Annotated in this window: 17 protein-coding genes; 13 read left to right on the top strand and 4 right to left on the bottom strand. The window is 70.2% G+C overall.

All coding sequences use genetic code 11. The features are described from left to right. Positions 1-191 precede the first annotated feature (191 nt). Positions 192-1,532 carry an asparagine--tRNA ligase gene (gene asnS / locus WME97_RS31935; protein ID WP_437542952.1) on the bottom strand — a complete coding sequence of 447 codons (1,341 nt, stop codon included), beginning with the start codon at positions 1,530-1,532 and terminating at the stop codon, positions 192-194. Positions 1,533-1,596: 64 nt separating this feature from the next. Between asnS and WME97_RS31930 the strand changes: the two genes are divergently transcribed. Continuing rightward, entirely contained in the window at positions 1,597-2,436 is an 840-nt protein-coding gene (locus WME97_RS31930) for a PDZ domain-containing protein (protein ID WP_437542949.1), read from the top strand. A gap of 15 nt (positions 2,437-2,451) precedes the next feature. Further along, positions 2,452-2,979 carry a TrmH family RNA methyltransferase gene (locus WME97_RS31925; RefSeq protein ID WP_437542947.1) on the top strand — a complete coding sequence of 176 codons (528 nt, stop codon included), beginning with the start codon at positions 2,452-2,454 and terminating at the stop codon, positions 2,977-2,979. A gap of 46 nt (positions 2,980-3,025) precedes the next feature. On the opposite strand, the gene WME97_RS31920 is transcribed toward WME97_RS31925, so the two are convergent. From WME97_RS31920 to groES, 3 genes are all read right to left on the bottom strand, one after another. Further along, a complete protein-coding gene (locus WME97_RS31920) occupies positions 3,026-3,559 on the bottom strand; it encodes a GNAT family N-acetyltransferase (protein WP_437542945.1) in 534 nt (177 codons plus the stop codon). A gap of 128 nt (positions 3,560-3,687) precedes the next feature. Beyond that, a complete protein-coding gene (groL, locus tag WME97_RS31915) occupies positions 3,688-5,316 on the bottom strand; it encodes a chaperonin GroEL (protein WP_437542942.1) in 1,629 nt (542 codons plus the stop codon). A gap of 33 nt (positions 5,317-5,349) precedes the next feature. Continuing rightward, positions 5,350-5,640, bottom strand: a complete 291-nt coding sequence (gene groES, locus WME97_RS31910; RefSeq protein ID WP_012238539.1) for a co-chaperone GroES — start codon at positions 5,638-5,640, stop codon at positions 5,350-5,352. Positions 5,641-6,093: 453 nt separating this feature from the next. Here groES and WME97_RS31905 point away from each other — a divergent pair, with 453 nt between their 5' ends. The 11 genes from WME97_RS31905 (at position 6,094) to WME97_RS31855 (ending at position 21,354) form a co-directional block, all read left to right on the top strand. Next, positions 6,094-6,699: a hypothetical protein gene (locus WME97_RS31905; RefSeq protein ID WP_437542940.1), complete on the top strand. Its 606-nt coding sequence runs from the start codon at positions 6,094-6,096 to the stop codon at positions 6,697-6,699. Further along, on the top strand, positions 6,699-7,364 hold the full coding sequence (locus WME97_RS31900; RefSeq protein ID WP_437542937.1) for a hypothetical protein: 666 nt from the start codon (positions 6,699-6,701) through the stop codon (positions 7,362-7,364). The genes WME97_RS31905 and WME97_RS31900 overlap by 1 nt, the downstream gene beginning before the upstream one ends. Before the next feature lie 126 nt (positions 7,365-7,490). Continuing rightward, on the top strand, positions 7,491-8,327 hold the full coding sequence (locus WME97_RS31895) for a response regulator transcription factor (protein ID WP_437542935.1): 837 nt from the start codon (positions 7,491-7,493) through the stop codon (positions 8,325-8,327). 359 nt (positions 8,328-8,686) lie between these two features. Then, a complete protein-coding gene (locus WME97_RS31890) occupies positions 8,687-10,627 on the top strand; it encodes a hypothetical protein (RefSeq protein WP_437542933.1) in 1,941 nt (646 codons plus the stop codon). A gap of 72 nt (positions 10,628-10,699) precedes the next feature. Then, positions 10,700-11,704 carry an AAA family ATPase gene (locus WME97_RS31885; RefSeq protein WP_437542931.1) on the top strand — a complete coding sequence of 335 codons (1,005 nt, stop codon included), beginning with the start codon at positions 10,700-10,702 and terminating at the stop codon, positions 11,702-11,704. Positions 11,705-11,722: 18 nt separating this feature from the next. Further along, complete coding sequence (locus WME97_RS31880; RefSeq protein WP_437542928.1) at positions 11,723-12,676, top strand: DUF58 domain-containing protein; 954 nt, start codon at positions 11,723-11,725, stop codon at positions 12,674-12,676. A 2-nt stretch (positions 12,677-12,678) separates the two neighbouring features. Beyond that, a complete protein-coding gene (locus WME97_RS31875; protein WP_437542926.1) occupies positions 12,679-14,586 on the top strand; it encodes a vWA domain-containing protein in 1,908 nt (635 codons plus the stop codon). After that, the gene (locus WME97_RS31870; RefSeq protein ID WP_437542925.1) at positions 14,583-17,405 is read left to right on the top strand and encodes a VWA domain-containing protein; all 2,823 of its coding nucleotides are present in this window, start codon (positions 14,583-14,585) and stop codon (positions 17,403-17,405) included. The genes WME97_RS31875 and WME97_RS31870 overlap by 4 nt, the downstream gene beginning before the upstream one ends. A gap of 324 nt (positions 17,406-17,729) precedes the next feature. Next, positions 17,730-18,572 (top strand): homocysteine S-methyltransferase family protein, encoded by an 843-nt coding sequence (locus tag WME97_RS31865; RefSeq protein WP_437542923.1) that lies wholly within the window; start codon positions 17,730-17,732, stop codon positions 18,570-18,572. A gap of 28 nt (positions 18,573-18,600) precedes the next feature. Then, positions 18,601-19,977, top strand: a complete 1,377-nt coding sequence (locus WME97_RS31860) for a glutamate--cysteine ligase (protein ID WP_437542921.1) — start codon at positions 18,601-18,603, stop codon at positions 19,975-19,977. Between the two features lie 63 nt (positions 19,978-20,040). After that, positions 20,041-21,354 (top strand): hemolysin family protein, encoded by a 1,314-nt coding sequence (locus WME97_RS31855; protein WP_437542919.1) that lies wholly within the window; start codon positions 20,041-20,043, stop codon positions 21,352-21,354. The last annotated feature ends 1,444 nt before the right edge of the window (positions 21,355-22,798 follow it).

The raw sequence follows: 22,798 nt of genomic DNA, 5'->3' as shown, positions 1-22,798 counted from the left end.
CTCACGCTCCTCGCACAGCGTCGCGATTCCGATGCGTGGGTGCGCGCGAGGAGCGGCTAGCCTCGCCTGCTCCCACGCTTTCACGCTCGCACGCGTCGGCCCGCCGCGTCGGCGCCGTGGCGCATCGCGCCGTGAACGAGGCGCTGCCAAGCGGCGCCCCGAATTTCCGGCAGGATCTCTGACGCGCAGCACTAAGGCGAGAGCCGATTCAGCATGCGCGGGAACGGGATCGTCTCGCGCACGTGCGGTAGACCGCAGATCCAGGCGACGCTCCGCTCGACGCCGAGCCCGAAGCCCGCATGCGGGAAGGTGCCATACCGGCGCAGATCCAGGTACCAGCCGAACGCCTCGGGGGGCAGCCGATGCGCCTCGATTGCCCGCTCGAGGGTGGCGAGATCATCCTCGCGCTGCCCGCCCCCGATCACCTCTCCATAACCTTCCGGCGCCAGGACATCGACGCAGAGCGCGAGCCGGTCGTCCGTCGGATCGCGCTTCATGTAGAAGGCCTTCACCTGAGCCGGATAGCGGTGAATCATGACGGGGCGATCGTACCGGCCGGAGATGATCGTCTCGTCCTCGCCGCCGAGGTCCTCTCCCCAGGGAAAATCCGGAATTTCGGCCTCTCCGGCCATTTTGCGTTTCTCCGCGCGCGCCTCGTTCAGGATGGCGACGGCCTCGTCGTAGCGGATGCGCGGGAACGGCTTCTTGACGGCCTCGAGCTTCCCGACGTCGCGCTCGAGCACCGCGAGCTCGGGGCGGCGCCGCTCGAGGACCCGCTCGACGATGAAGCAGAGGAAGTCTTCCGCGAGGTCCATGTCGCCCGCGAGGTCCATGAACGCCACCTCGGGTTCGACCATCCAGAACTCGGCCAGGTGGCGGCGGGTCTTCGACTTTTCCGCGCGGAACGTCGGCCCGAAGCAGTACGCCTTCCCGAACGCGGCCGCTGCCGCCTCCATGTAAAGCTGCCCCGACTGGGTGAGGTACGCCTTCTCGCCGTGGTAGTCGGTCTGGAACAGCGTGCTCGTCCCCTCGCACGCGTTCGGCGTGAAGACGGGCGCATCGACGAGCGTGAACCCGCGCCCGTCGAAGAAGTCGCGGATGGCCTGGATGATGGTGTGACGAACGCGCAAGATCGCGTGCTGCCGCTTCGATCGCAGCCAGAGGTGGCGGTGATCCATGAGGAAGTCGGTCCCGTGCTCCTTCGGGGAGATCGGGTACTCGCCGGCGGTTGGGCCGAGCACGTGGAAGCCGGACGCGGCGATCTCGTAGACCCCGGCGCGCTTCGGGTGCGCCTTCACCTCGCCGACGACATCGATCACGCTCTCCTGGGTGACCTTGTCGGCGGCCGCGAAGACCTCGTCGCCGACGTCGCTCTTCGCCATCACGCACTGGACGGTGCCGAAGCCGTCGCGCAGCTCGAGGAAGTGGAGCTTGCCGCTCGATCGCTTGTTGTAGAGCCATCCGCGGAGCACGACAGTGCTGCCGACGTGCGCGCTGAGGTCGCTGGTAGCAATGACGGGCTGATCCTGCATGGGCGCCCGAAATAGCACGGTTTAGTTGCGGCTGACGCCGGCTCCGGCCAAAAATGGCGCCATCTTGGTCCTCCAACGGCATCGCGCGCTATCGCTCTGCTTGCCCGCGTTCATCCTGCTGCTCGCTGCAGGTGGCACGCCGCTCGCCGCGGGCGGCTGCTCGGCGCTCTATCCCGAGCTTTCGACCCGCCTGCACGAGCCTCCTTCAGACCAGGAGCTGCATCCTCCGCCGCCCGAGAACGTCCGATGGCTGCGGGTCGTCCGGGCGAGAATCCCGGAGCGCACTCGGGACGGCCGCGCCTGGGATTCCGGCGCCGGCGACCTCCCGGACCCCTACGTCCGCGTCTTCGTCAACGGCGCGGAGATCTTTCGGACGGCGGAGCAAGCGAACACGCTGGAGCCGACCTGGCCCGAAGGACCCAGCGGAAACTTCCAGATCTTGCCCGAGGACCGGCTCCGGGTGGAGGTCTGGGAAGCGAATCCGCTCATCGACAAGCCGATCGGGGTGCGCGACATCGGCCGTCCGAGCGATACGCACCGAGCCGCAGGCGAGATCGAGGTCGAGCTCGACGCGGGCGGCTCGCTCACGCTCGCGTTCCAGCCGGCGCACGCCAAGTTCGGCCTCGGCCTCTGGTACCAGCTGCATTCCGGCTCCGCATTCATCTCGCGGACCATGGAGGGCGGGCCTGCAGAGCGCGCCGGGCTCCGCAAGGACGACGAGGTGCTGGAGATCGCCGGGCAGCCCGTGCGGCGCATGTCCGTCGCGGCGATCCGGGGCGCGCTCGACGCCGTGCCGCGCGCCGGGCTCGTGCTCCTGGTCAAGCACGCCACGGGCACGACCGAGCGGATCAGGGTCCACGAGGGGCCCATCTATCCGCTGTTCGATCGCTTCGCCGCCGAGTAGGGGAGCCAGCGCGCCGTGAAGATCCCGCCCTTCGGGCTCACCACCCGGGAGATCCGCGAAGAGCTCGCCCCCTTGCGGAACGACTTCTCCATCGCCGTCTGCCGCGCGAAGAACCCGTTCAACATCGGCGCCATCATCCGCGTCGCGCACTCGTTCCTCGTGCGGGAGATCTTCCTGATCGGGACCGAGCCCTACTACGAGCGCGCTTCGATGGGCATGCAGAAGTACGAGACCATCGTCGAGTGCCCCGACGAGGCGAGCTTCCTCGAAGCGGCGCGCGGCCGCCCGCTCATCGGCGTGGAGCGCGATCACGCCCGGCGCACGCTCTGGGAGGCGCCGTTCCCCCGCGGGCTCGTGTTCCTCTTCGGCAGCGAGGATGACGGGCTGCCGCAGGCGCTGCTCGACGCGTGCGAGGACGTGATCGCGATCCCCATGTACGGGATCAACCACTCGTACCCCGTGGCGATCGCGGCGGGCATGACCCTGTGCGAGTGGGCCCGGCGGCGCGACCCGCGCGGCGGCGTGAGCCGCGCAGGAGGGTGAGCGGCTCACGCCGCCGCGCGGGCCCCCGTCCGTGGACGGAGGGGCGCTACTCGGGGTAGCGCTCGAAGACGAGGAGCTCGCCCAGGAGGTCGTGATCGAGCGTCCCAGCAGGGCGCATCCCGAGCTTCTCGATCACCCGGAGCGACGCGCGGTGCCAGGCCGGCGTGGTCGCGATGACGCGCCTCACGCCCGGCTGCTGCATCGTCCAGTGCAGGACGGCGCGCGACCCCTCCGTCGCGTAGCCTTGGCCCTGGGACTTGCCCTCGACGCCGTAGCCGATCTCCACCGTGCCGGTCGCGTCGGGCCGGCCGTTCAGCACCACGCTGCCGACGACGACGCGCTCCTCCTGCCCGCGCGTCACCATCAGCCGCGTGCCCCACAGGAACGCCTCTGGATCGTCGCGCAGCCGGTCGAGCGGCGAGCTGAAGGCGCGCTCGACGAGCGCGCGCCCGGGCCAGGCGCCAGGGAAGCGCGCGCCGGACAGGGCCTCGGCCTCGGCGCGATCTCCGCGGATGACCGCCTCGAGCAGGGGCAGCGAGACCGGGGTGAGCGCCAGGCGCTCGGTAGTCAGGGTGCTCATCGCGAACCTGCGCCGGATCAGATCATGCGCCGCGGCCCGCCGGAAGTCGAAATGGCGAAGGGCCGACTTCCTGAGGAGGAAGCCGGCCCTCACCCGCCGGGCTTAGCGGTCAGCGCGGCGCGTCGCGATCAGAAGTCGTGGCCGTGGCCCGCGTGGCCGCCACCAGCCGCCGGCTTCTCCTCCTTCGGCCGCTCAGCGATGAGCGCCTCGGTGGTGAGCATCAGGCTGGCGACGCTGGCCGCGTTCTGGAGCGCCGACCGGACGACCTTGACCGGATCGATGACGCCCATCTCGAGCAGGTTGCCGTAGTCGCCCGACGCGGCGTTGTAGCCGTACGAGTCCTTGCCGTCGCGCACCTTCTGCACGACGATCGAGCCCTCTTCCCCGGCGTTGGCCGAGATCTGGCGGAGGGGCTCCTCGATGGCGCGGCGGATGATGTTCACGCCGAACCGCTGCTCGTCGTTGACCTTGAGCTTCTCGAGCGAGCTCTGCGCGCGGATGAGCGCCACGCCGCCGCCCGGGACGATGCCCTCCTCGACGGCCGCGCGGGTCGCGTGGAGCGCGTCCTCGACGCGGGCCTTCTTCTCCTTCATCTCGGTCTCGGTCGCAGCGCCGACCTTGACGACCGCGACGCCGCCCACGAGCTTCGCGAGCCGCTCCTGGAGCTTCTCGCGGTCGTAGTCGCTCGTCGTGTTCTCGATCTGAGCGCGGATCTCCTGCTGCCGGGCCTTGATCTTGTCCTTCTTGCCCTGGCCGCCGACGATCGTGGTGTTGTCCTTGTCGATGAGGACCGTCTTCGCGCGGCCGAGATCGCTGATCGTGACGTTCTCGAGCTTGAGGCCGAGCTCCTCCGCGATCACCTGGCCGTCCGTCAGGGTGGCGATGTCCTTCAGCATCTCCTTGCGGCGGTCACCGAAGCCCGGCGCCTTGACGGCCGCGCAGTGCAGCGTGCCGCGGAGCTTGTTCACGACGAGGGTCGCGAGCGCCTCGCCCTCGACGTCCTCGGCGATGATGAGGAGCTGCTTCTGGCTCTTGGCGATCGCCTCGAGCACCGGGAGCAGGTCCTTCATGTTGGAGATCTTCTTCTCCGAGATGAGGATGTAGCAGTCCTCGAGGTTCGCCTTCATGGCCTCGGGATCGGTCACGAAGTACGGCGAGAGGTAGCCGCGGTCGAACTGCATGCCCTCGACCACGTCGAGGGTCGTGTCGGCGCTCTTGGCCTCCTCGACCGTGATCACGCCCTCCTTGCCGACCTTCTCCATGGCGTCGGCGAGGAGCTTGCCGATCGTCTCGTCGCCGTTCGCGCTGATCGTGCCGACCTGCGCGATCTCCTTCGCGTCCTTGGTCTGCTTGGCGGAGCTGCGGAGGTGCTCGACGATCGCCTCGACCGCCTTGTCGATGCCGCGCTTGATCTCCATCGGGTTGTGCCCGGCCGCGACGAGCTTGGAGCCCTCGCGGTAGATCGCCTGGGCGAGCACCGTCGCGGTGGTCGTCCCGTCGCCGGCGATGTCGCTCGTCTTCGAGGCGACCTCGCGGACCATCTGGGCGCCCATGTTCTCGAAGCGGTTCTCGAGCTCGATCTCCTTGGCGACCGTGACGCCGTCCTTGGTGACCGTCGGCGAGCCGAAGCTCTTCTCGATGACGACGTTGCGCCCCTTCGGGCCGAGGGTGACCTTGACCGCGTCGGCGAGGGCGTTGACCCCCGCGAGGATCATGCTGCGGGCGGACTCGTTGTAGATGATTTCCTTGGCTGCCATGGTGTCTCTCCTAAGTTCCTTCTGTCGCCCGCGTCACTTCTCGATCACGCCGAGGATGTCGTCCTCGCGGAGGATGAGGTGCTCCTCGCCGTCGATCTTGACCTCGGTGCCCGAGTACTTGCCGAAGAGGACGCGATCGCCCTCCTTGACGTCGAGCTTCCGCACGGTACCGTCCTCGGCGACCTTGCCGTTGCCGACGGCGACGACGGTCCCCTCGATGGGCTTCTCTTTCGCGGTGTCCGGAATGTAGAGACCTCCCTTGGTCTTCTCTTCTTCCTTCACGCGCTGAACGATCACGCGGTCCTGGAGCGGTCGAATCTTCATCTTTGCAAGTCCTCCGGGGACGAGCGCCGCGTCCCACGAACGGTGAGACCCAGCCGGCGCGAATGAGCGCGCCGGAAGGCCCCCTACGATTGCAGTCTGGGCACTTTGCTAGCACTCACCTGTGGCGAGTGCTAGCGAGCGCGCGGAAGATAGCCACCCCCTGGAGGGTGTCAAGAGTGGCCCCAGGCCGGCACTTTGCGCGTTGGCAGCCAGGCGCAGAGGTGGCTGTAAGTTCTGGAGATTGCAGGGGAAGGTGCGTGGCGCAAGGCTGGGCCCGGCGGAGCCCCTCGGCTAAAATGCGCTTATGAGGGCAAAGCTGCGGCAGCACAGTGACGCGATGCCCTCAGGGTCTCCAGCCCCAGGGAGGCCGTCAGGACGTGTCTGGTTGACCTGAGCGCGCGGTGGCCCGGGTTACGTCGGTATCCAGGGCACCCGCATAAGTGAGGTGCCGCTGTGAGCCAAGCGATCTCTCTCTCCCCGAGCATGACCCGCTATTTCCAGGAGGTTGTGGACGAGGCGCTCCGAGTTCGGAACGTCGCCGTAACCGAGGCGGCGTCGAGTTACCTCGTCGGTCTGCTCTGTGCTTTTGCTCACCCGGACGAGCATGCCGAGTCTGCCTTCAACCAGCCCCTGACCTTTCTTCTGCGCGACGCGCTGGAAGCCTCCGGAGCCGAGCGCTTCCAGCGGCTGCGTAACCTGGGAGACAGCGTCCTCTACGTGGTCGGTTTCTTCGGCGGCCACATCGAGCTGAAGGGGGTCGATCGCGGCTACGTGGTCGGGGTCGGGTCGACCGCCTACCACCATGCGGCCGCTATGCTGCGCCTCAATGCGCGCGTCGGCCAGGGGCCCGATGTTCTTTCGGAGATGGCCGAGAAATTCGAGCGGTTCGTGAGCGTCCTGAACGATGTGGCCGACGGTACGCTCGCGTCCGGGGCTCGGGACGAGCGCTCGGTGCTCCGGCTGTACGAGCGCTGGGTTCGTACGGGATCGAGCCGCCTCGCGGATGAGCTCGGAGCACGAGGGCTCGTGCCGAGCCGTGGTACGGGCGGGCTCAACTGATGCGGGGGGCGACCTTCCCGTCCCGGATCCAGGAGCACCTGGCGCGCACCTATGCGCTCGATGACGCGCCCGCGGTCGACGATTTCATCCGGCTGACGGACGGCAGCGCACGCGAAGCGCTGCTGATCCGGCACGCCGACGGGGATATCGAGATCGCGCTGCACCTGCCCCGCCGGGCGATCACGCGGGGGCGAGAGCGGACGTTCGACGAGATCTGCCAGATCGTCGAGGGCGTGAGCCACTTCCTCTATGTGGCCGAGCGGGCCCGCAGGGAGCTGCCGGCGACCCAGCTCGAGCTCGAGCTCCAGGCCGAGGTCGACAAATACGTGCTGCTCGTTTATGGCGATCTGGCTGACGAGGTCGAGCCGCCAGGCTCGCCGCTCCGGCGCCGCCACGAGGCGGCCCCACCGGGGGCGGGGCGCTTCGAGCCCGAGCGCGCCGCGCGGATCCGCGCCCATCTCTTCGAGCGGGTCACCTTCATGGATCCACCGGGCACGGAGACCGGCGATCGCTACCGGATCGCGAACGATCTGGCGGCGCGGTTCGCGGGCCGACTCGAGGCCGAGTTTGCCCGCCACGGGCGTCACGCCGAGCTGCTGGCGGCGCTGCGACGCTTCTATGCGGCGGGGCAGACGGAAAAGATCGCCCTCGCGCGCGCCGCGTGAGCGCGTCCTCCCGGGTGCTCGGGGTCGCTCGGGAGGACGGCGAACGGCGAAGAGCGCTCGCCGCGGCCGCGCGCTCTCGTTCTCTCTTGACCGGTTCGCGCGCACGTACTCTCATCCGCATCCACGATGCCTTCCGCGAGCACGATGCCGCCCCGTGTGCTGGTGGCCGAAGACGAACCGGCGATGTTGAGCCTCGTCGCGCGTCACCTGAGGAACCTAGGGTTCTCTGTGATCGAGGCTTCCGAGGGCGATGCCGCCTGGGAGCTCGCGCGTGAACACCAGCCGGATCTGGTGATCCTGGACGTGATGATGCCCGGCATGAGCGGCTGGGAGATCTGCAAGCGGCTCAAGAGCGACACGTCCGACGGACGGCCGTTCGCGAACACCGGCGTCATCATGCTCACCGGGATCGGCGAGAACCTGAACGAGATGACCTCGCCGCTCTTCGCCGCGGACGCCTGGTTGAACAAGCCGTTCGATTTCACGGATCTGGACGCGCGGGTGCGCGAGACGCTCGCGCGTTATGCGAAGCAGGTTCCTGATGCGAACGGCGCCAGGGGTCAGACGAGCGCGGTTGGCGAAGAGCGTGAAGTCGCGGCGCAGCCGTCTTCCAGAGAGCGGGCGACGGGGGCGAAGAAGTCGGCGGCAAACGGCGCCACGGCGAGCAGTGCGGCTGCGAAGCGGTCGGCCGCGACGAAGAAGCCGGTCACCAAGGCTGCGAAGAAGCCGGCCGCCAAGGCGGTGAAGAAGCCGGTCGCGGCGAAGAAGCCGGCCGCCAAGGCGGTGAAGAAGCCGGTCGCCAAGGCAGCGAAGAAGCCGGTCGCGACGAAGAAGCCGGCCGCCAAGGCGGCGAAGGAGCCGGTCGCGGCGAAGAAGCCGGCCACCAAGGCGGCGAAGAAGCCGGTCGCGGCGAAGAAGCCGGCCGCCACGAAGGCGGCGTCCAAGAAGAAGTCGATGAAGTGATCCCCTCCGAGGCGGGCGCCGTGCGCAGCGGCCCGTCACCTTGTTCGCACGCAACGTACGCGTGCCGCCGCCAAGCCGGGCGCAGAGGAGCCGTCCGATCAGCGTTCGGAGGGAAGACCCCCACCCACCACCGGCAGCTCGCATCCATGCCTGCAGCGCGCTGAGCGCAGAGGCTGCCCCGCACGGGAATCATCAGGGCTCGCCGCGCGTCATTCCCTCGTAACGTCGCGCGCAGCCTCCCACGTACGTCGCGCGGAGCCTCCCAGGAACTTTCGGGCGCCTGACCCGTCAGCAGGTACAATGCTGCGACGTTTCCCCTTCGAGGGCCCCCGCGGGGGGCGCCCGGAGCGCTGAGCACCGTGAGCGACTCTCGCACGAAGCAACTGGACCGCATTCGCAGCGCCGCGCTTGCGGTCGAGCTGAGGCTGCGGTTCGGGCGCGCGCTGCGCGCGCTGCCGAGCGCGCTGACGCTCGCGCTCGCGCTCGCCGCCGGGACGCTCGCGGTGCACAAGGCGCTCCCGGCGTACCTCGGCGAGCCGCGCGCGCGCCAGCTCCTCCTCGGCGCGGGGCTGCTCGTGCTAGCCACCCTCGTCGTGGCGATGCTGCGCCGCTTGCCTCCCCGCGCCGGCACCATCGCCCTCGATCGGCACCACGGCCTCCACGACCGGCTGACGATCGCGCTCGCCTTCGACGCGCTGCCCGCAGCGCAGCGCACCCCCCTGATGGAGGCGGCGATCGACGACGCCTGCGAGCACGCCGCAGGGCTGCGCCCCGCCGGCGCCGCGCCGCTCGCGCTCCCTCGCGAGCTGTGGACCTCCGCCGCGGTGGGCCTCGGCGTGCTGGCGGTGGCGCTGCTGGAGGTGCGCACCCCGCGGAAGCAGGCGCCCGTCGCGGCGACCATCGACGCGCTCACCATGTCGCCCGACGACATCGAGCTCTTCAAGGACGCGGCCAAGGCGCTCGATCGGCAGGACCAGAGCCCGGAGATGAAGTCCGCGGTCGAGCGGTTCAACCAGCTCATCGAGGACATCGCCAACAAGCGCCTCGATCGCACCGAGGCGTTCCGCCGCATGGAGGCGCTCGAGCGAGAGCTCCTCAAGGGCGCGGAGGCCGACCTGAAGGCGCTCGAAGAGGCGCTGAAGGAGACGGGGCTCGACCTCAAGAAGAGCGACCTGGCGAAGGGCGTGGGGGAGTCCCTCGAGAAGAAGGATCTCGAGAAGGCGAAGAAGGACCTGAAGGAGCTCGCCGAGAAGCTCCGCGACAAGAAGCAGAAGTTCGACAAGGCCGAGATCGAGCGGCTGCGCAAGGCGCTCTCCGAGGCGGCGTCGCGCCGCAAGGAGGCCCTCGCCGCGATCAACGAGAAGCGCGCCGAGGCGCGCGAGCAGCTCCTCAAGCAGAAGCAGAAGGCGTCCGCGAACGATCAGCAGAGATCCGAGCAGGAGAGGCTGCTCAAGAAGAAGGAGCGGGAGCTGGAGCGGCTCGACCGCGAGGCCGAGCAGAAGGAGCGGACCGGGCGCCAGCTCGACCGGCTCGATCGCGAGCTCGCCAAGGCCGCCGAGGATCTGATGCGCGACCTCGGGATGTCAGCGGACGATCTCGAGCAGGCGGCCGAGGACATCAACCGGATGCAGCAGGAGGAGATGTCCGAGCAGGAGAAGGAAGAGCTGCGCCAGCGGCTCGAGGAGCTCCGGGAGCTCGTGCGCCAGCAAGGGCAGGGGGGCAAGCAGCGGATGGCCAGGATGCTCCGCTTCGGAAAGCGCGCGCGCGGCAGCCAGGGCGGCGGCGAGGAGCAGCAGGGGCAGGGCCAACAGGGGCAGGGCGACGGCGAGCAGGAAGGGCAGGAGGGCCAGCAAGGCCAGGGCGGTCAGGGCAAGGGCGGGCAAGGCCAGGGGCAGGAGCTGGTGATCGGGCCCGGCGGCAAGAAGATCCTGATGCCCGGCGGCGGGCAGGGGCAGGGGCAGGAGGGGCCGGGGAGCGGGCAGGGCAACAGCAACGGCGGCAACCAGCCCGGGGGTGACGGCGTCGGCTCCGGCCGCGGCGGCGAGGTCGCGGGCAAGCGCACCGACCCGAAGATGGGGACCCAGGACGTCCAGGCGCAGGGGCTCGACACGCAGCAAGGGCCCTCGAACAGCGAGGTGATCCTCAGCGCGGCCGAGCGGGGCTTCAAGGGGACCGGCTACAAGAAGGTCTTCACCGACTATCACACGGTCGCAGAGCAGCAGATCAACAAGGATCAGATCCCTGATGGATACCGGTTCTACGTGAACCGGTATTTCCAGCTCATCAGGCCGCGCGAGTGAGTCGAGCCGGCGGCTCGAACGCGACCGCGCCTCACCAGGCGCTCCGCGGCAGCGGGCGCGAAGCAGGAAGTCATGGCTGAGAAGACGAAAGAAGCAGCGCGGGCCGAGGTGGACGAGTTCCGCGCGAGCATCGGAGAGCTGCGCGAGGAGGTGGGGAAGGTCATCGTCGGCAACCGCGAGGTGGTCGACGGCGTGCTCACGTGCATGCTTGCGGGCTCGCACGCGCTGCTCGAGGGCGTGCCGGGGCTCGGCAAGACGATGCTCGTCCGCACCATGGCCGAGGCGCTCGACCTCCAGTTCTCGCGCATCCAGTTCACGCCCGACATGATGCCCGCGGACATCATCGGCACCACGGTCATCGATGAGAACGCGGGCGGGCAGCGGTCGTTCTCGTTCCGCAAGGGGCCGATCTTCGCGAACATCGTCCTCGCCGACGAGATCAACCGGGCCACGCCGAAGACGCAGAGCGCGCTCCTCGAGGCCATGCAGGAGCACCGGGTCACGGTCTCGCGGCAGAGCTACACGCTGGAAGAGCCGTTCTTCGTCCTGGCGACGCAGAACCCCCTCGAGAGCGAGGGGACGTACCCGCTGCCCGAGGCGCAGCTCGATCGGTTCTTCTTCAAGCTGCACGTGCCGTTCCCCAGCCGCGACGAGCTGAACTCGATCCTCGAGCGGACGACCGGCACCGAAGCGATCGAGGTGCGGCCGGTCCTGAACAAGGAGCGGATCATCGCCATGCAGCGGCTCGTCCGCGAGGTGCCCGTGGCGAAGCACGTCCAGGACTACGCGGTGCGGCTCCTCCAGGCCACCCACCCCGCCGAGGGAGGCAGCCTCGACGAGGTGAAGCGGTTCGTGAAGTTCGGCGGGTCGCCGCGCGGGGCGCAGGCGCTGCTGCTCGCCGCGAAGATCCGCGCCCTCTTCGAGGGGCGGTTCGCGGCTTCGGTCGACGACGTGCGCGCGTGCGCGCTCCCCGCCCTCCGGCACCGCGTGCTGCTCAACTTCGAGGGCGAGGCGGAGGGCGTGAAGACCGACGAGGTGCTGCAGGCGATCCTCAAGCACCTTCCGGAGAGCAAATGAGGCGCCGTCGAAGGTAGCATGGGGCTCTTCGACGCGTTCAAGAGGGCCGCCGCGCCGCTGCGCCGCATCTCCGCGCTCTCCGCGAGCGCCCCCGACGAGGAGCTCTTCGACGACGAGTTCCAGCGCAAGCTCGACTACCTCGCGATGGTGAGCCGCCGCGTCTTCTCGGGGGCGATGCGCGCGGAGCGGCGGACCAAGAAGACCGGCTCCGGGGTCGAGTTCGCCGACCACCGCGACTACGCGCCCGGCGACGATTTCCGGTACCTCGACTGGGCCGCGTACCAGCGCTTCGACCGGCTCCTCATCCGGCTCTACGAGGAGGAGGAAGACCTCTCGATCTACTTCATCGTCGACACCTCGGCGTCGATGGCGTTCGGCGACGGCGAGAAGCTGCGGCACGCAAAGCGCCTCGCTGCAGCGCTGGCGTACGTCGGGCTCGCCAACCTCGACCGCATCGCGATCGTCACCGCGACCGACGAGATCAGCGGGCGCATGCAGTCGACCCGCGGCAAGGCGCGCATCTTCAGGATCTTCCGCTTCCTCGGGCAGGCGCGCGCCGAGGGCCCGACCGACCTCGGCGAGGCGATGAAGACCTTCGTGGCGCAGCACAAGCGGCGCGGCCTCGCCGTGATCCTCAGCGATCTCTATGATCCGGCGGGCTTCGAGCGCGGCATCAACGTCCTCCGGTACAACCGGTTCGAGCCGTTCGTGCTCCACGTCGTCGACGCGCGCGAGGCCAGGCCTGCGCTGCGCGGGGACGTGCGCGTCTACGACTGCGAGACCGGCGACGAGCGCGAGGTCACGGTGACCCCCAAGGTGCTCGAGCGCTACGCCGAGGCCTACGAGCAGTACCTCGACGAGATCCGCCGCTTCTGCACGTCGCGGCAGGTGAGCTACTTCCGCGCGGACGTGTCCGTCCCCTTCGATGAGCTGATCCTTCGCGTGTTCCGCAGAGGCGGCTTCCTCCGGTAGCGATGCTGCACTTCACCGGCGTTCCGCTGCAGACACTGCTCCAGATCGGCGCCCTCGCCGGGGCCGTGGTCGTCGTCTTCTACATCCTCAAGCTGCGCCGGCGGCCCGTCGCGGTCCCCTTCTCGAGGATCTGGGAGCGCATCCTCCGGGACAAGGAGGCGACGAGCCTGTTCTCGCAGCTGAAGCGGCTCCTGTCGCTGCTGCTGCAGCTCGCGCTCCTCGCGCTGCTCCTGCTCGCGCTGGGGGATCCGCGCCCGCAGGCGAACCTCGTCGAGGGGCGCAACATCGTCGTCCTCATCGACGCGAGCGCGAGCATGCAGGCCATCGACGTCGCGCCCTCGCGCATCGAGCTCGCGAAGGAAGAGGTCAGGAAGATGGTCCGCGGCCTCTCCGGCAGCGACCGCATGCTGCTGGCCCAGATGGACGCGGCCATCACGCCGCTGTCGACGCTCACCGGAGAGATCTCGGAGCTCGAGGCGGCCGTCGCGGCGGTGAGGCCGACCGACGCCACCGCCGACTTCGCGCGCGCGCTCCGCTTCGCGAGCGACACCCTGAGCGGGCTCCCGTCGCCGGAGGTCATCGTCGTGAGCGACGGCGCGCTCGGCGAGCCGACCGACGCCGGCGGACAGGTGCGCCTCGGCGACATCAAGCTCTCGTACCTGCCGATCGGCAAGGGATCGAGGAACGCCGCCATCACCGAGTTCTCGGTGCGGCGCTACCCGCTCGACAAGAGCCGCTACGAGGTGATGCTCGAGGTCACCAACACGAGCGACGAGCCCCTCGATCTCGAGCTGTCGCTGCTCGGCGACGGCCAGCTCACGGATCTGACGCGCATCCGGCTCAAGCCCAAGGAGAAGCTGCCCCGCTTCTATCCGAACCTCTCCGGCGCGTCGAAGACGCTCGAGGCGAAGCTCGCGCTGGCCGACGGCAGCTCGGACGACCTCCCCGCGGACAACCGCGCCTACGCGCTCCTCCCCGAGCGGCGCCGCGCGCGCGTGCAGGTCGTATCCGCGGGGAACATGTTCCTCGAGGCGGCGCTGCTCCTCGACGAGTACCTCGACGTTACCTTCGTCGATCCGCAGCGGTACCCGGCGGCCTCGTCGTTCGACGTGACCATCTTCGACGGCGTGGCGCCGAGCGTCGCGCCGGGGAGCGGGAGCCTGCTCTACCTCAACCCGACCGGGACCAGCGTCCCGTTCGAGGTGGGCAAGGAGGTCCTCGATGACGACCCGAACTACCGCCTGGGCTTCGACGAGCTCGACGCGAAGCACCCGCTCCTGCGCTACACGGCGCTCAGCGACGTGAACGTCGCGCGCGCCCACGTGCTCAAGGGCAACAAGGAAGACAGGGTCGTCGGCCGGAGCTACAAGGGCCCGCTGCTGATCGAGGGGCGGCGCAGCGGCGTGAAATTCGTCGCGCTCGGCTTCGACGTGCGCGAGAGCGATTTCCCGCTCCGCATCGCCTGGCCGCTCTTCCTGCTCAACGCGATCAACAACTTCGTCGAGGAGGACACGAGCTACATCTCCTCGTTCCGCACGGGCTCCGTCTGGCACATCCCGGCGTCCTCGTCCGCGGAGGTGGCCAGCCTGGAGCAGCCCGACGGGACGACGCGCGCGGTCCCCATCCAGGAGGGGCGCGCCGTGTTCCTCGGGCAGCACGCCGGCTTCTACACGCTGCGCGTCGGCGCCGCGGGCGCGCAGGAGGAGAGCATGTTCGCCGCGAACCTCTCGGCCCCGGAGGAGAGCGCGATCGCCCCCGCCGCCGAGCTCAAGGTCGACGGCCGCGGCGCGGGCGCGGTGAGCGAGTTCAAGATCGGCGTTCGCCGTGAGCTCTGGGTCTACCTGCTCGCGGCGGTGCTCCTCGTGACCGCGATCGAGTGGTTCACGTACCACAGGAGGGTGACGGTGTGAGCGCGTTCCGTGGTCGCAGGCTGCGCATCGCCGCGTGGGCCATCACATGCGCCGCCCTCGGCGGGCTCCTGTTCTGGGCGTACCGGAGGTATGTCCTCCTGCATCCGGATCCGACGCTGACGTGGGTGCGCGAGGGGGTGAAGTACGAGCTCCTCAACCCGAAGATGCTCGGCGCGATCCTGCTCGCGCCCTGGTTCGTCGGGGTGCTCGCTGGATCCCTCGCCGACCTCCCCCTGCCGCAGCGCGTGCTCTCGGTGCTGCTGCGGGTCGCGTTCGTCGCGCTGATCGCGCTCGGGCTGTCGCGGCTCGCGAGGTCCGCGACCACGGAGAAGGTCGCCACCATCTACCTCATCGACGTCTCCGAGTCGGTCACGGACGAGGCGCTCGACGACGCGCGGGCGACGCTCGACAAGGCGTTCGCCGAGAAGCCCGAGGACGGCGTCATCAAGGTGATCACCTTCGCGCGGCGGCCGCGGCTCGCCGAGCGCGCGGCCGGCGAGGCGGCCGGTCGAGAGGCGGAGCGGCGCGCGCCGCCCATCGGCCGCCACGTCGACGCGAACGGGCAGCGCGGCGATCTCGGCGCGGGCTCGAACCTCCAGGCCGCGCTGCAGCTCGCGTACGGGCTGTATCCGCCCGGCTACCTCAAGCGCGCCGTGCTGATGTCGGACGGCGTGCAGACGGACGGCGACGTGCTCGCCGAGGCCAACCGGGCGCGCGACGTCGGGGTGCGGCTGTTCTCCATCCCGTACCGGCGGCCCGCGCCGCCCGAGGTCGCGGTGCGAGAGCTCAGGATGCCCGACCGGGTCAAGGTCGGGGAGACGTTCGAGATCCACGCCGACATCTACGCGAGCCGCGCCACCAAGGCGCGCGCGCGGCTCTTCCAGGGGGAGGCGCTGAACGGCCTCGAGGGCATCCGGGACCTCGAGCTCAAGGCAGGGCCGAACGACGTCGTGTTCAAGAGCGTCGTGCGCATCGCGGGGCAGGTGACCTACGCGCTCGAGCTCGATCAGATCGCGGACGACAAGTTCAAGGAGAACAACCGGTACGCGACCACCATCGACGTGCCTGGGCGCCCGTCGGTGCTCTACGTCGAGGGGACGCCGCAGCACGCCGGCCCGCTCTCGAGCGCGCTCACGGCGCAGCAGTTCGACGTCGACGTCAGGCCGCCGGCAGGCTTCCCCGGCTCCCTCAAGGAGATGGAGCGCTACGACTTCCTGATCGTGTCCGATACCCCGAAGGAAGCGCTCAGCCTGCAGGGGCAGGAGATCATCGAGAGCTACGTGCGGGATCTCGGCGGGGGGTTCCTCTTCGCCGGCGGCGAGTCGGGGTACGGCCTCGGCGGCTGGTACCGCACCACCATCGAGCGGATCCTGCCGGTGCGGATGGACAACGAGCGAAAGAAGGACATGCCGAGCGTGGCGATGGCGCTCGTCATGGATCGCTCGGGATCGATGACCGGGCTGCCCCTCGAGATGGCCAAGGCCGCGGCGAAGGCGACCGCGGGGGTGCTGTCGTCGGACGATCTGATCGAGGTGATCGCGTTCGACTCGGCGCCGACGCGCTACGTGAAGATGCAGCCCGCGCGCAACCGCTCGCGGATCGCGGGCGAGATCGCGCGCATCCAGCCGGGCGGCGGGACCGAGATCTTCTCCGCGCTCGACGCCGCCTACCAGGACATGACCGTCACGCAGGCGCGCAAGAAGCACGTCATCCTCCTCACGGACGGCAAGGCGTCGACGGGCGGCATCCGGGACCTCGTGTCCGCCATGATCGCCGAGTCGATCACCGTGACCACGGTGGGCCTCGGGAACGACCTCGACGAGCAGCTGCTCAAGATGATCGCCGACGTGGGCGGAGGGCGCTTCCACGCGGTCCCGGATCCGAACAACCTGCCGCGGATCTTCACCAAGGAGACCGAGATGGTGGCGCGCGCAGCCGCCGTCGAGGAGTGGTTTCCGGTGACCCAGGTCGGCGACGCGGCGTTCCTCCGCGGCGTCGATGTCCGCACGGCGCCCAACCTGCACGGCTATGTCTCGACCAAGCTGAAGCCGCCGCCAGCCCAGGAGCTGCTCACGAGCGACACCGAGGAGCCGATCCTCGCGCGCTGGCGCGTCGGCCTCGGGTGGACGCTGGCCTGGACGACCGACGTCAAGGCGCGCTGGGCCGTCGAGTGGCTGAGGTGGCCAGGCTTCGAGAAATTCTGGGGGCAGCTCGTCCACGAGCACATGCGCCAGAAGCACCGGCGCGAGCTCGACATGAAGGCCGAGATCGTCGACGGCGAGCTGCGCGCGTCCGTCGACGCGTTCGGAGCCGACGACCGGTTCGAGAACAACCTGACCTCCCGGCTCAGCATCATCGGGCCCGAGCCGGGCGGCGCGACGCGGGTCGTCGACATGCGTCAGACCGCGCCGGGGCGCTACGAGACGGCGCTTGCGCTGGATCGGTACGGCTCGTTCCTCTTGCGGGCGGAGCACCTGCGCGAGGCCGAGGACGGCTCGCTCCGGCCCGTCGCCGTCAGCTACGGCCACGTCTCGAACCCGTACCCCCGCGAGTACGCGAGCTTCGAGCCCGAGCTCGCGATCCTCGAGAAGGCCGCGACGTCGACCGGCGGGGCGGTCGATCCGAACGGCGTGGCGGCCATCTTCGACCCGGCAGGGGAGAAGGTGACGTTCCACGAGGAGCTCTGGCAGCAGTTCATCTACGCTGCGATGGTGGTGTTCCTGCTCGATCTGTTCGTCCGCCGGGTGCGGCTCTTCGACCGGAAGTTCGTCGCGCGCCGGGGGCGAGGGGTAGGGGGCCGGCGCCTCCCGGCCACATGACGGCCCATGGCAAAGCGGAGCCCCTCATGAAGGCCGATCCCCCGTTCCTCCCCGGCGCCGCGCCGAGCGCCGGTGCGCGTCCGTCAGGTTGTCCCCGACTCCGCTGCGTGGAACGCTGTGCTCCAGCCCGCTGGCCTGCACCATTTCGCGACGCGGAAGGGCCGTCTTGGGCTAGTTTCCCCTTATAGACCGGTGGTAGAGGAGCCCTGGAAAGCAGCGAAGGACGTGAATGCGCTCGAGGCCTCCACCTCTCGGCCTCCCGTGGGTCGTCCGCTCATCATCAGCGGCGATCCGCTCGCTTCGCTCCGTGGACGAGGCACCGCTGTGTCCTCCAACACCGCCCTCGGCCGGCTGCTCCGCGAGTCGCCGCGGGCGATCGCTGAGCTGCACGAGCAGGAGATCGCGCTGGGGATCGACGTGGTCCGGGCGCTCACGTCCGCGACGACGACGCGCGCCCTGGCGCCCATCGGCATGGCGTTCCGCGCCGCCGCGCTGACCGGAACCGCGGTCGAGCTCGCTACAGAGGCGGCGGGCGCGGCCGCGCGCCGCGTGGCGGTGGCGGGTATCCTGGGCCACACTGCTGCCGCGCCCATGGCCGACCGGATCGCGGAGGATTACGCCGTCCATGCGGCCAGGCTGGCGGCGGCCGGCTGCGAGATCCTCGTCGCGTGCGGCTTCGATCCAACCCAGGCAGCGTGCGTCGGCCCCACGGTCGCGCGGCTCGCGCGCCGCGCGGCGGTGGTCAGCGCCAGCACGACGCAGCTGGCGACGTGGGCGCTCGTGGAGCTCGACGGCGCAGGGCGCACCGCCGATGGCGAGGGCTTCGAGGAGGTCGCCCGCTCGGCCCTCGACAGCGGCGCGGACGCGCTGCTCTTCGAGGTGCCGTCGGTCGAGCTCGGGCTCAACGTGCTCCGGCGCCTCGAGGGCGTCGCGCATGAGGTTCAGGTCGGCGTGCTGCTCGGCGCGGAATCTATGCAGGCGGACGGTGCCGACCGCATCGCGCCCGCCGAGATCTGCGATGCTTGGGCGGCGTCGGCGGCGCGGCTCATCGAGGCGGGCGCGCGAATGCTCGGGGGAGGGACGGGGACAACGCTGGCGCACCTGGGCGCGCTCGCGAAGATGCTCCGTACGACGCAGCGCGCGCCCCTTCTCAGGCGCGCGCTCTAAGCGAGAACGAAACCCAACCGGAAACGTGATGATGGCCGATGCAAGCCACGGGAGTGAGTCGAAGTCTCAACCGCTGGAGACGTTCGACGATCTGCTGTTTCCCTTTCACGAAGCCACGAAGCCCGAGGCCCTTCACCGGATCGGCGCCGAGGCGGAGAAGTTCGGGGTCGACGCCAGGACGGGCGCTGCCATCCCGTACGAGGGCGAGCGGAGCGTCCTCAACATCCTCCAGGCGCTCGTCGAGCGGCACGGGTGGACACCCGAGCACGAGACCCCCGGCGGTCCGCTGATCGCGCTCGCCCGGGCTGGCGCCTCGGTGACCCTCGAGCCAGGCGGGCAGCTCGAGCTGTCCGGAGCGCCCCTCGAGAACATCCACCAGATCTGCATGGAGATGAGCGGGCACCTCGCGGAGCTGCGCGACATCTCGGCCGAGCTCAAGCTGGCCTGGCTCGGCATCGGGTTCCACCCCTTCGCGAGGCAAGCCGATCTCTCCTGGGTGCCCAAGGCGCGCTACGCGATCATGCGGCGCTACCTGCCGACGCGCGGCGCGCACGGCCTCGACATGATGCGCCGCACCGCCACCGTGCAGGCGAACTTCGACTACGCCAGCGAGGAGGCGGCGATGCGCGCGCTCCGCGTGTCGCTCCGGCTCTCCCCGCTCGTGACGGCGATGTTCGCGAACTCCCCGTTCTACGAGGGGGCGCTGTTCGGCGGGCGGAGCTACCGCGCCAAGGTCTGGCTCGACGTCGACGCCGCGCGGCAGGGGCTGATCCGCAACGTGCTCGAGCGCGGGCGCCGCTTCTCGGACTACGTCGCATGGGCGGTCGATGCGCCGATGTTCCTCATCAAGCGCGACGGCGAGGTGCTCGAGAACACGGGGCAGACCTTCCGCACCTTCCTGGAGCACGGCTTCGAGGGGCACCGGGCCACCCGCGGCGACTGGGAGATGCACCTCAACACCCTCTTCCCGGAGGTCAGGCTGAAGCGGACCCTCGAGGTCCGCGGCGCGGACTCGCTGCCGGCCAACCTCGTCTGCGCGCTCCCGGCGCTCTGGGCGGGCATCCTCTACGACGCGCGCGCGCTCGACGAGGCCGACGCCCTGTCCGAGAGCTTCAGGTTCGACGAGCTCGAGGCCGTGCGCCCGAAGATCGCCGAGCGCGCGCTCCGCGCCACGTTCCGCGGCAAGCCGCTCGCGGCGCTGGCCGAGCGGCTCGTCTCGATCGCCTCGGGCGGCCTCGAGCGGCGCGCGCGCCTGAACAAGAACGGCAAGGACGAGCGCGTCCACCTCGATCGGCTCAGCGCGCTCATCGCCAAGGGGCAATCCCCGGCCGATGCTCTCGTCGATGGACTCAGCAACGACGACCCGGACCTGCGAAGCAAGATCCTCGAACGTGCGAGGATCTAGCCGCGGCTCGTCGCCGAGGAGGCGCGGGGCGGCGGGCGCGCCGGGGGGAGGACGTCGACCGGCATGACGTTCGTCTACCTCCTGGGCACCTTGCTCCTGGTGCTCCTCAACGCGTTCTTCGTCGCGTCCGAGTTCGCCATCGTCAAGATGCGGCCGACGCGGCTGGAGCAGCTCGTGCGCGAGGGGGACGCGCGGGCCCGGCTCGCGCTGCAGATGTCGCAGCGGCTCGACGCGTACCTGTCCGCCAACCAGCTGGGCATCACGCTCGCGTCCCTCGGGCTCGGCTGGATCGGCGAGCCGGCCATCGCCCACCTCATCGAGCCGTTGCTCGCGCCGCTCGACGCCTGGTCGGGGGTCGGCGCGCACGCCATCGCCATCGGCATCTCGTTCATCCTGATCACGGCGCTCCACACCGTGATCGGGGAGCTCGCGCCGAAGTCGCTCGCGATCCAGCGGACCGAGAAAGTTACGTTATGGGCGGCGCGGCCGCTGCACGGGTTCTTCGTCCTGATGTGGCCGGTCATCTGGGTGCTCAACTCGATGGCGAACGGGTTCGTCCGCCTCTTCGGGCTCCGGCCCGTGGGCGAGGAGGAGATCGCGCACACGTCGGAGGAGCTCCGGCTGCTCTTGACCAAGAGCCCCGCGGGGCTCGATCCGGCGCTGCGCAGCATGCTCGTGCGCATCTTCGACCTGCGCCGCCGCACGGCGAGGCACGTGATGTCGCTCCGCTCCGACGCGGCGACCCTGCGCGCGAACATGACGATCGAGGAGGCGGTGCGGATCGTGGCCGACGCCGGGTACTCCCGGTACCCGGTGCTCGACGAGCAGGGCAAGAACGTGCTCGGCTACCTGCACCTGCGCGACCTGTTCGACGTCCTGAGCCACCGCCGCCGCGCGGCGCGCGTGGCCGAGCTGCTCCGCAAGCCGATCTTCGCGCGCGAGAACACCTCGGTCGAGCGCCTCCGCCTCGAGATGCAGGCGCGCCAGGTGCCGGTGGCGATCATCACGTCGGCCTCGGGCGAGTTCATGGGGCTCGTGACGATGGAGGACCTCATCGAGGAGATCGTCGGCGAGATCCGCGACGAGAACGACGAGGAGGTGCCGCCCATCCACCGCCGCGGCGGGGGCATCGTCGACGTAGACGGCCGCGTCCTGCTGACGGACCTGGAGCGCGACGCGCACATCGTGCTGCTGCCCGAGGTGAAGACCGTCGAGACGGTCGGCGGCTACATGCTCGGCCGGCTCGAGCACCCACCCGAGGCGGGCGAGCGCGTCGAGTGCGAGGGGTACACGCTCGTGGCAATGGATGTCGCCGGCCGGCGGGTACGGCGCGTCCGCATCGTCCCGACCGACGCGGCCGGGGGCGAGCGGTCATGACGAGCGCGGCTCCCCGCGCCGCGGATCCGCGCGCCAGCGCCGTCCGTCAGGGGCGCCGCCTCCGAGCGTACGCGGCGAGGCGCGCACCCTGGAATCGGTCGCCCCGTGGACGAACGGCGCGCGGATCCAGGTACAAACTTCGGCGGACCGGTACTACCCTGGCTTCGTAAGTGGAAACGCTTGCAACTCGGATCTTGCGCGATGGCCCGCTGAACGAGCTCGACGCCGTCGGCTGGGCCATTCGTCTTGCGAAGCGGATCGAGGCGCTTCACGCCCTCGGCGTCGCGCACGGCGCCATCTCGCCGGAGTGCGTGCTCACGACCGCGGTCGATCGCACCTCGAAGGCGATCCTGGCCGACCTGCGCCAGACGCCGAGCCGCATCGCGTACCAGTCGCCCGAGCGGGTGGGGGGCGGGACGCTCTCGGCCGGCGACGACGTGTGGGCCATCGCGGCGACGCTCTACGAGGTGCTGACCGGGGCGAGCGCCTTCGGCGGCGGGAGCGACGCCGAGACGCGGCAACGGATCTCAGGCTCCTCGCCGGCGCCGCTCGCCGTCTTCGACGTGGGCGACGACGATCTCCAGCGGGTCCTCGACGATGCGTTCCAGCGCGATCGCTCCGCGCGCACGACCAACGCCGCCGCGTTCCGGCGCGCGCTCGAGGAATGGCACCCCGATCCCGCGGTGCGCACGCTGCTCCCGCTCGACGACGAGGACGCGACGAACGACGAGGACGACGACGAGGTGCGCACGCTGATGCGGGTCTCGCCGTTCAGCTCGAGCCAGCTCGACGAGGTCATCGCGCAGCGCGCGGCGGCGGCGGCCGCGGGTCAACCGGCGCCGCCCCTCCCGGCCGAGCGCGCGCGGCCCCCGGCGGCGCAACCCGGCGCGTCGGCCCCCAGGGCGGGCGCCGCCCCGATCCCCAGGGCGCCCGCCGCGGCTCCGGCCGCGCAAGGGCGCGCCCCGGTCGCGCGAGCGCGCGTTCCGGGTGTGGGGGCGGTCCCGGTGACCCAGACGTCCGGCGACGCCCGCGAGGGCTCGGAGCCCAGGATGGCCACGCGGGAGGCGACGCCCCTGAACTTCCGCGGGCCCGCTGGGCCAGCGGCCGCAGCGCCCGCGCGCTCCGGAGGAGCGGCGCCCGCCGCGCATCGCGCGCCCGACGCGGGGCGGCCCGCGCCAGGCGCGGCGCCGGCGGCTGGAGGGCCTCGAGAGCCGCCCGCTGCCGCAGCGCCGGCTCCGGCGTTCCCGGGGCGCGAGCGCCCGGACGCAGAGCCCGAAGCTGTCGCGAGACCTCAGCCCCGGAGCGGCGAGCTACCTTTCCTCGGCGATCTCGACGGGGACATGCTCGACGAGCCCACGCTCGATGCGCCCACGGTCGTCGACGACCGCGACGATGACGATGACGACGACGTCCCCACGCGGACGCGGGAAGCTCCCACGCCGGT

Origin of the sequence: Sorangium sp. So ce367, from assembly GCF_051520455.1 — a bacterium.
GTDB lineage: Bacteria > Myxococcota_A > Polyangia > Polyangiales > Polyangiaceae > Sorangium > Sorangium cellulosum_B.
The sequence above is the reverse complement of the archived record's forward strand: the minus strand, read 5'-3'. Positions and strand labels throughout refer to the sequence as shown.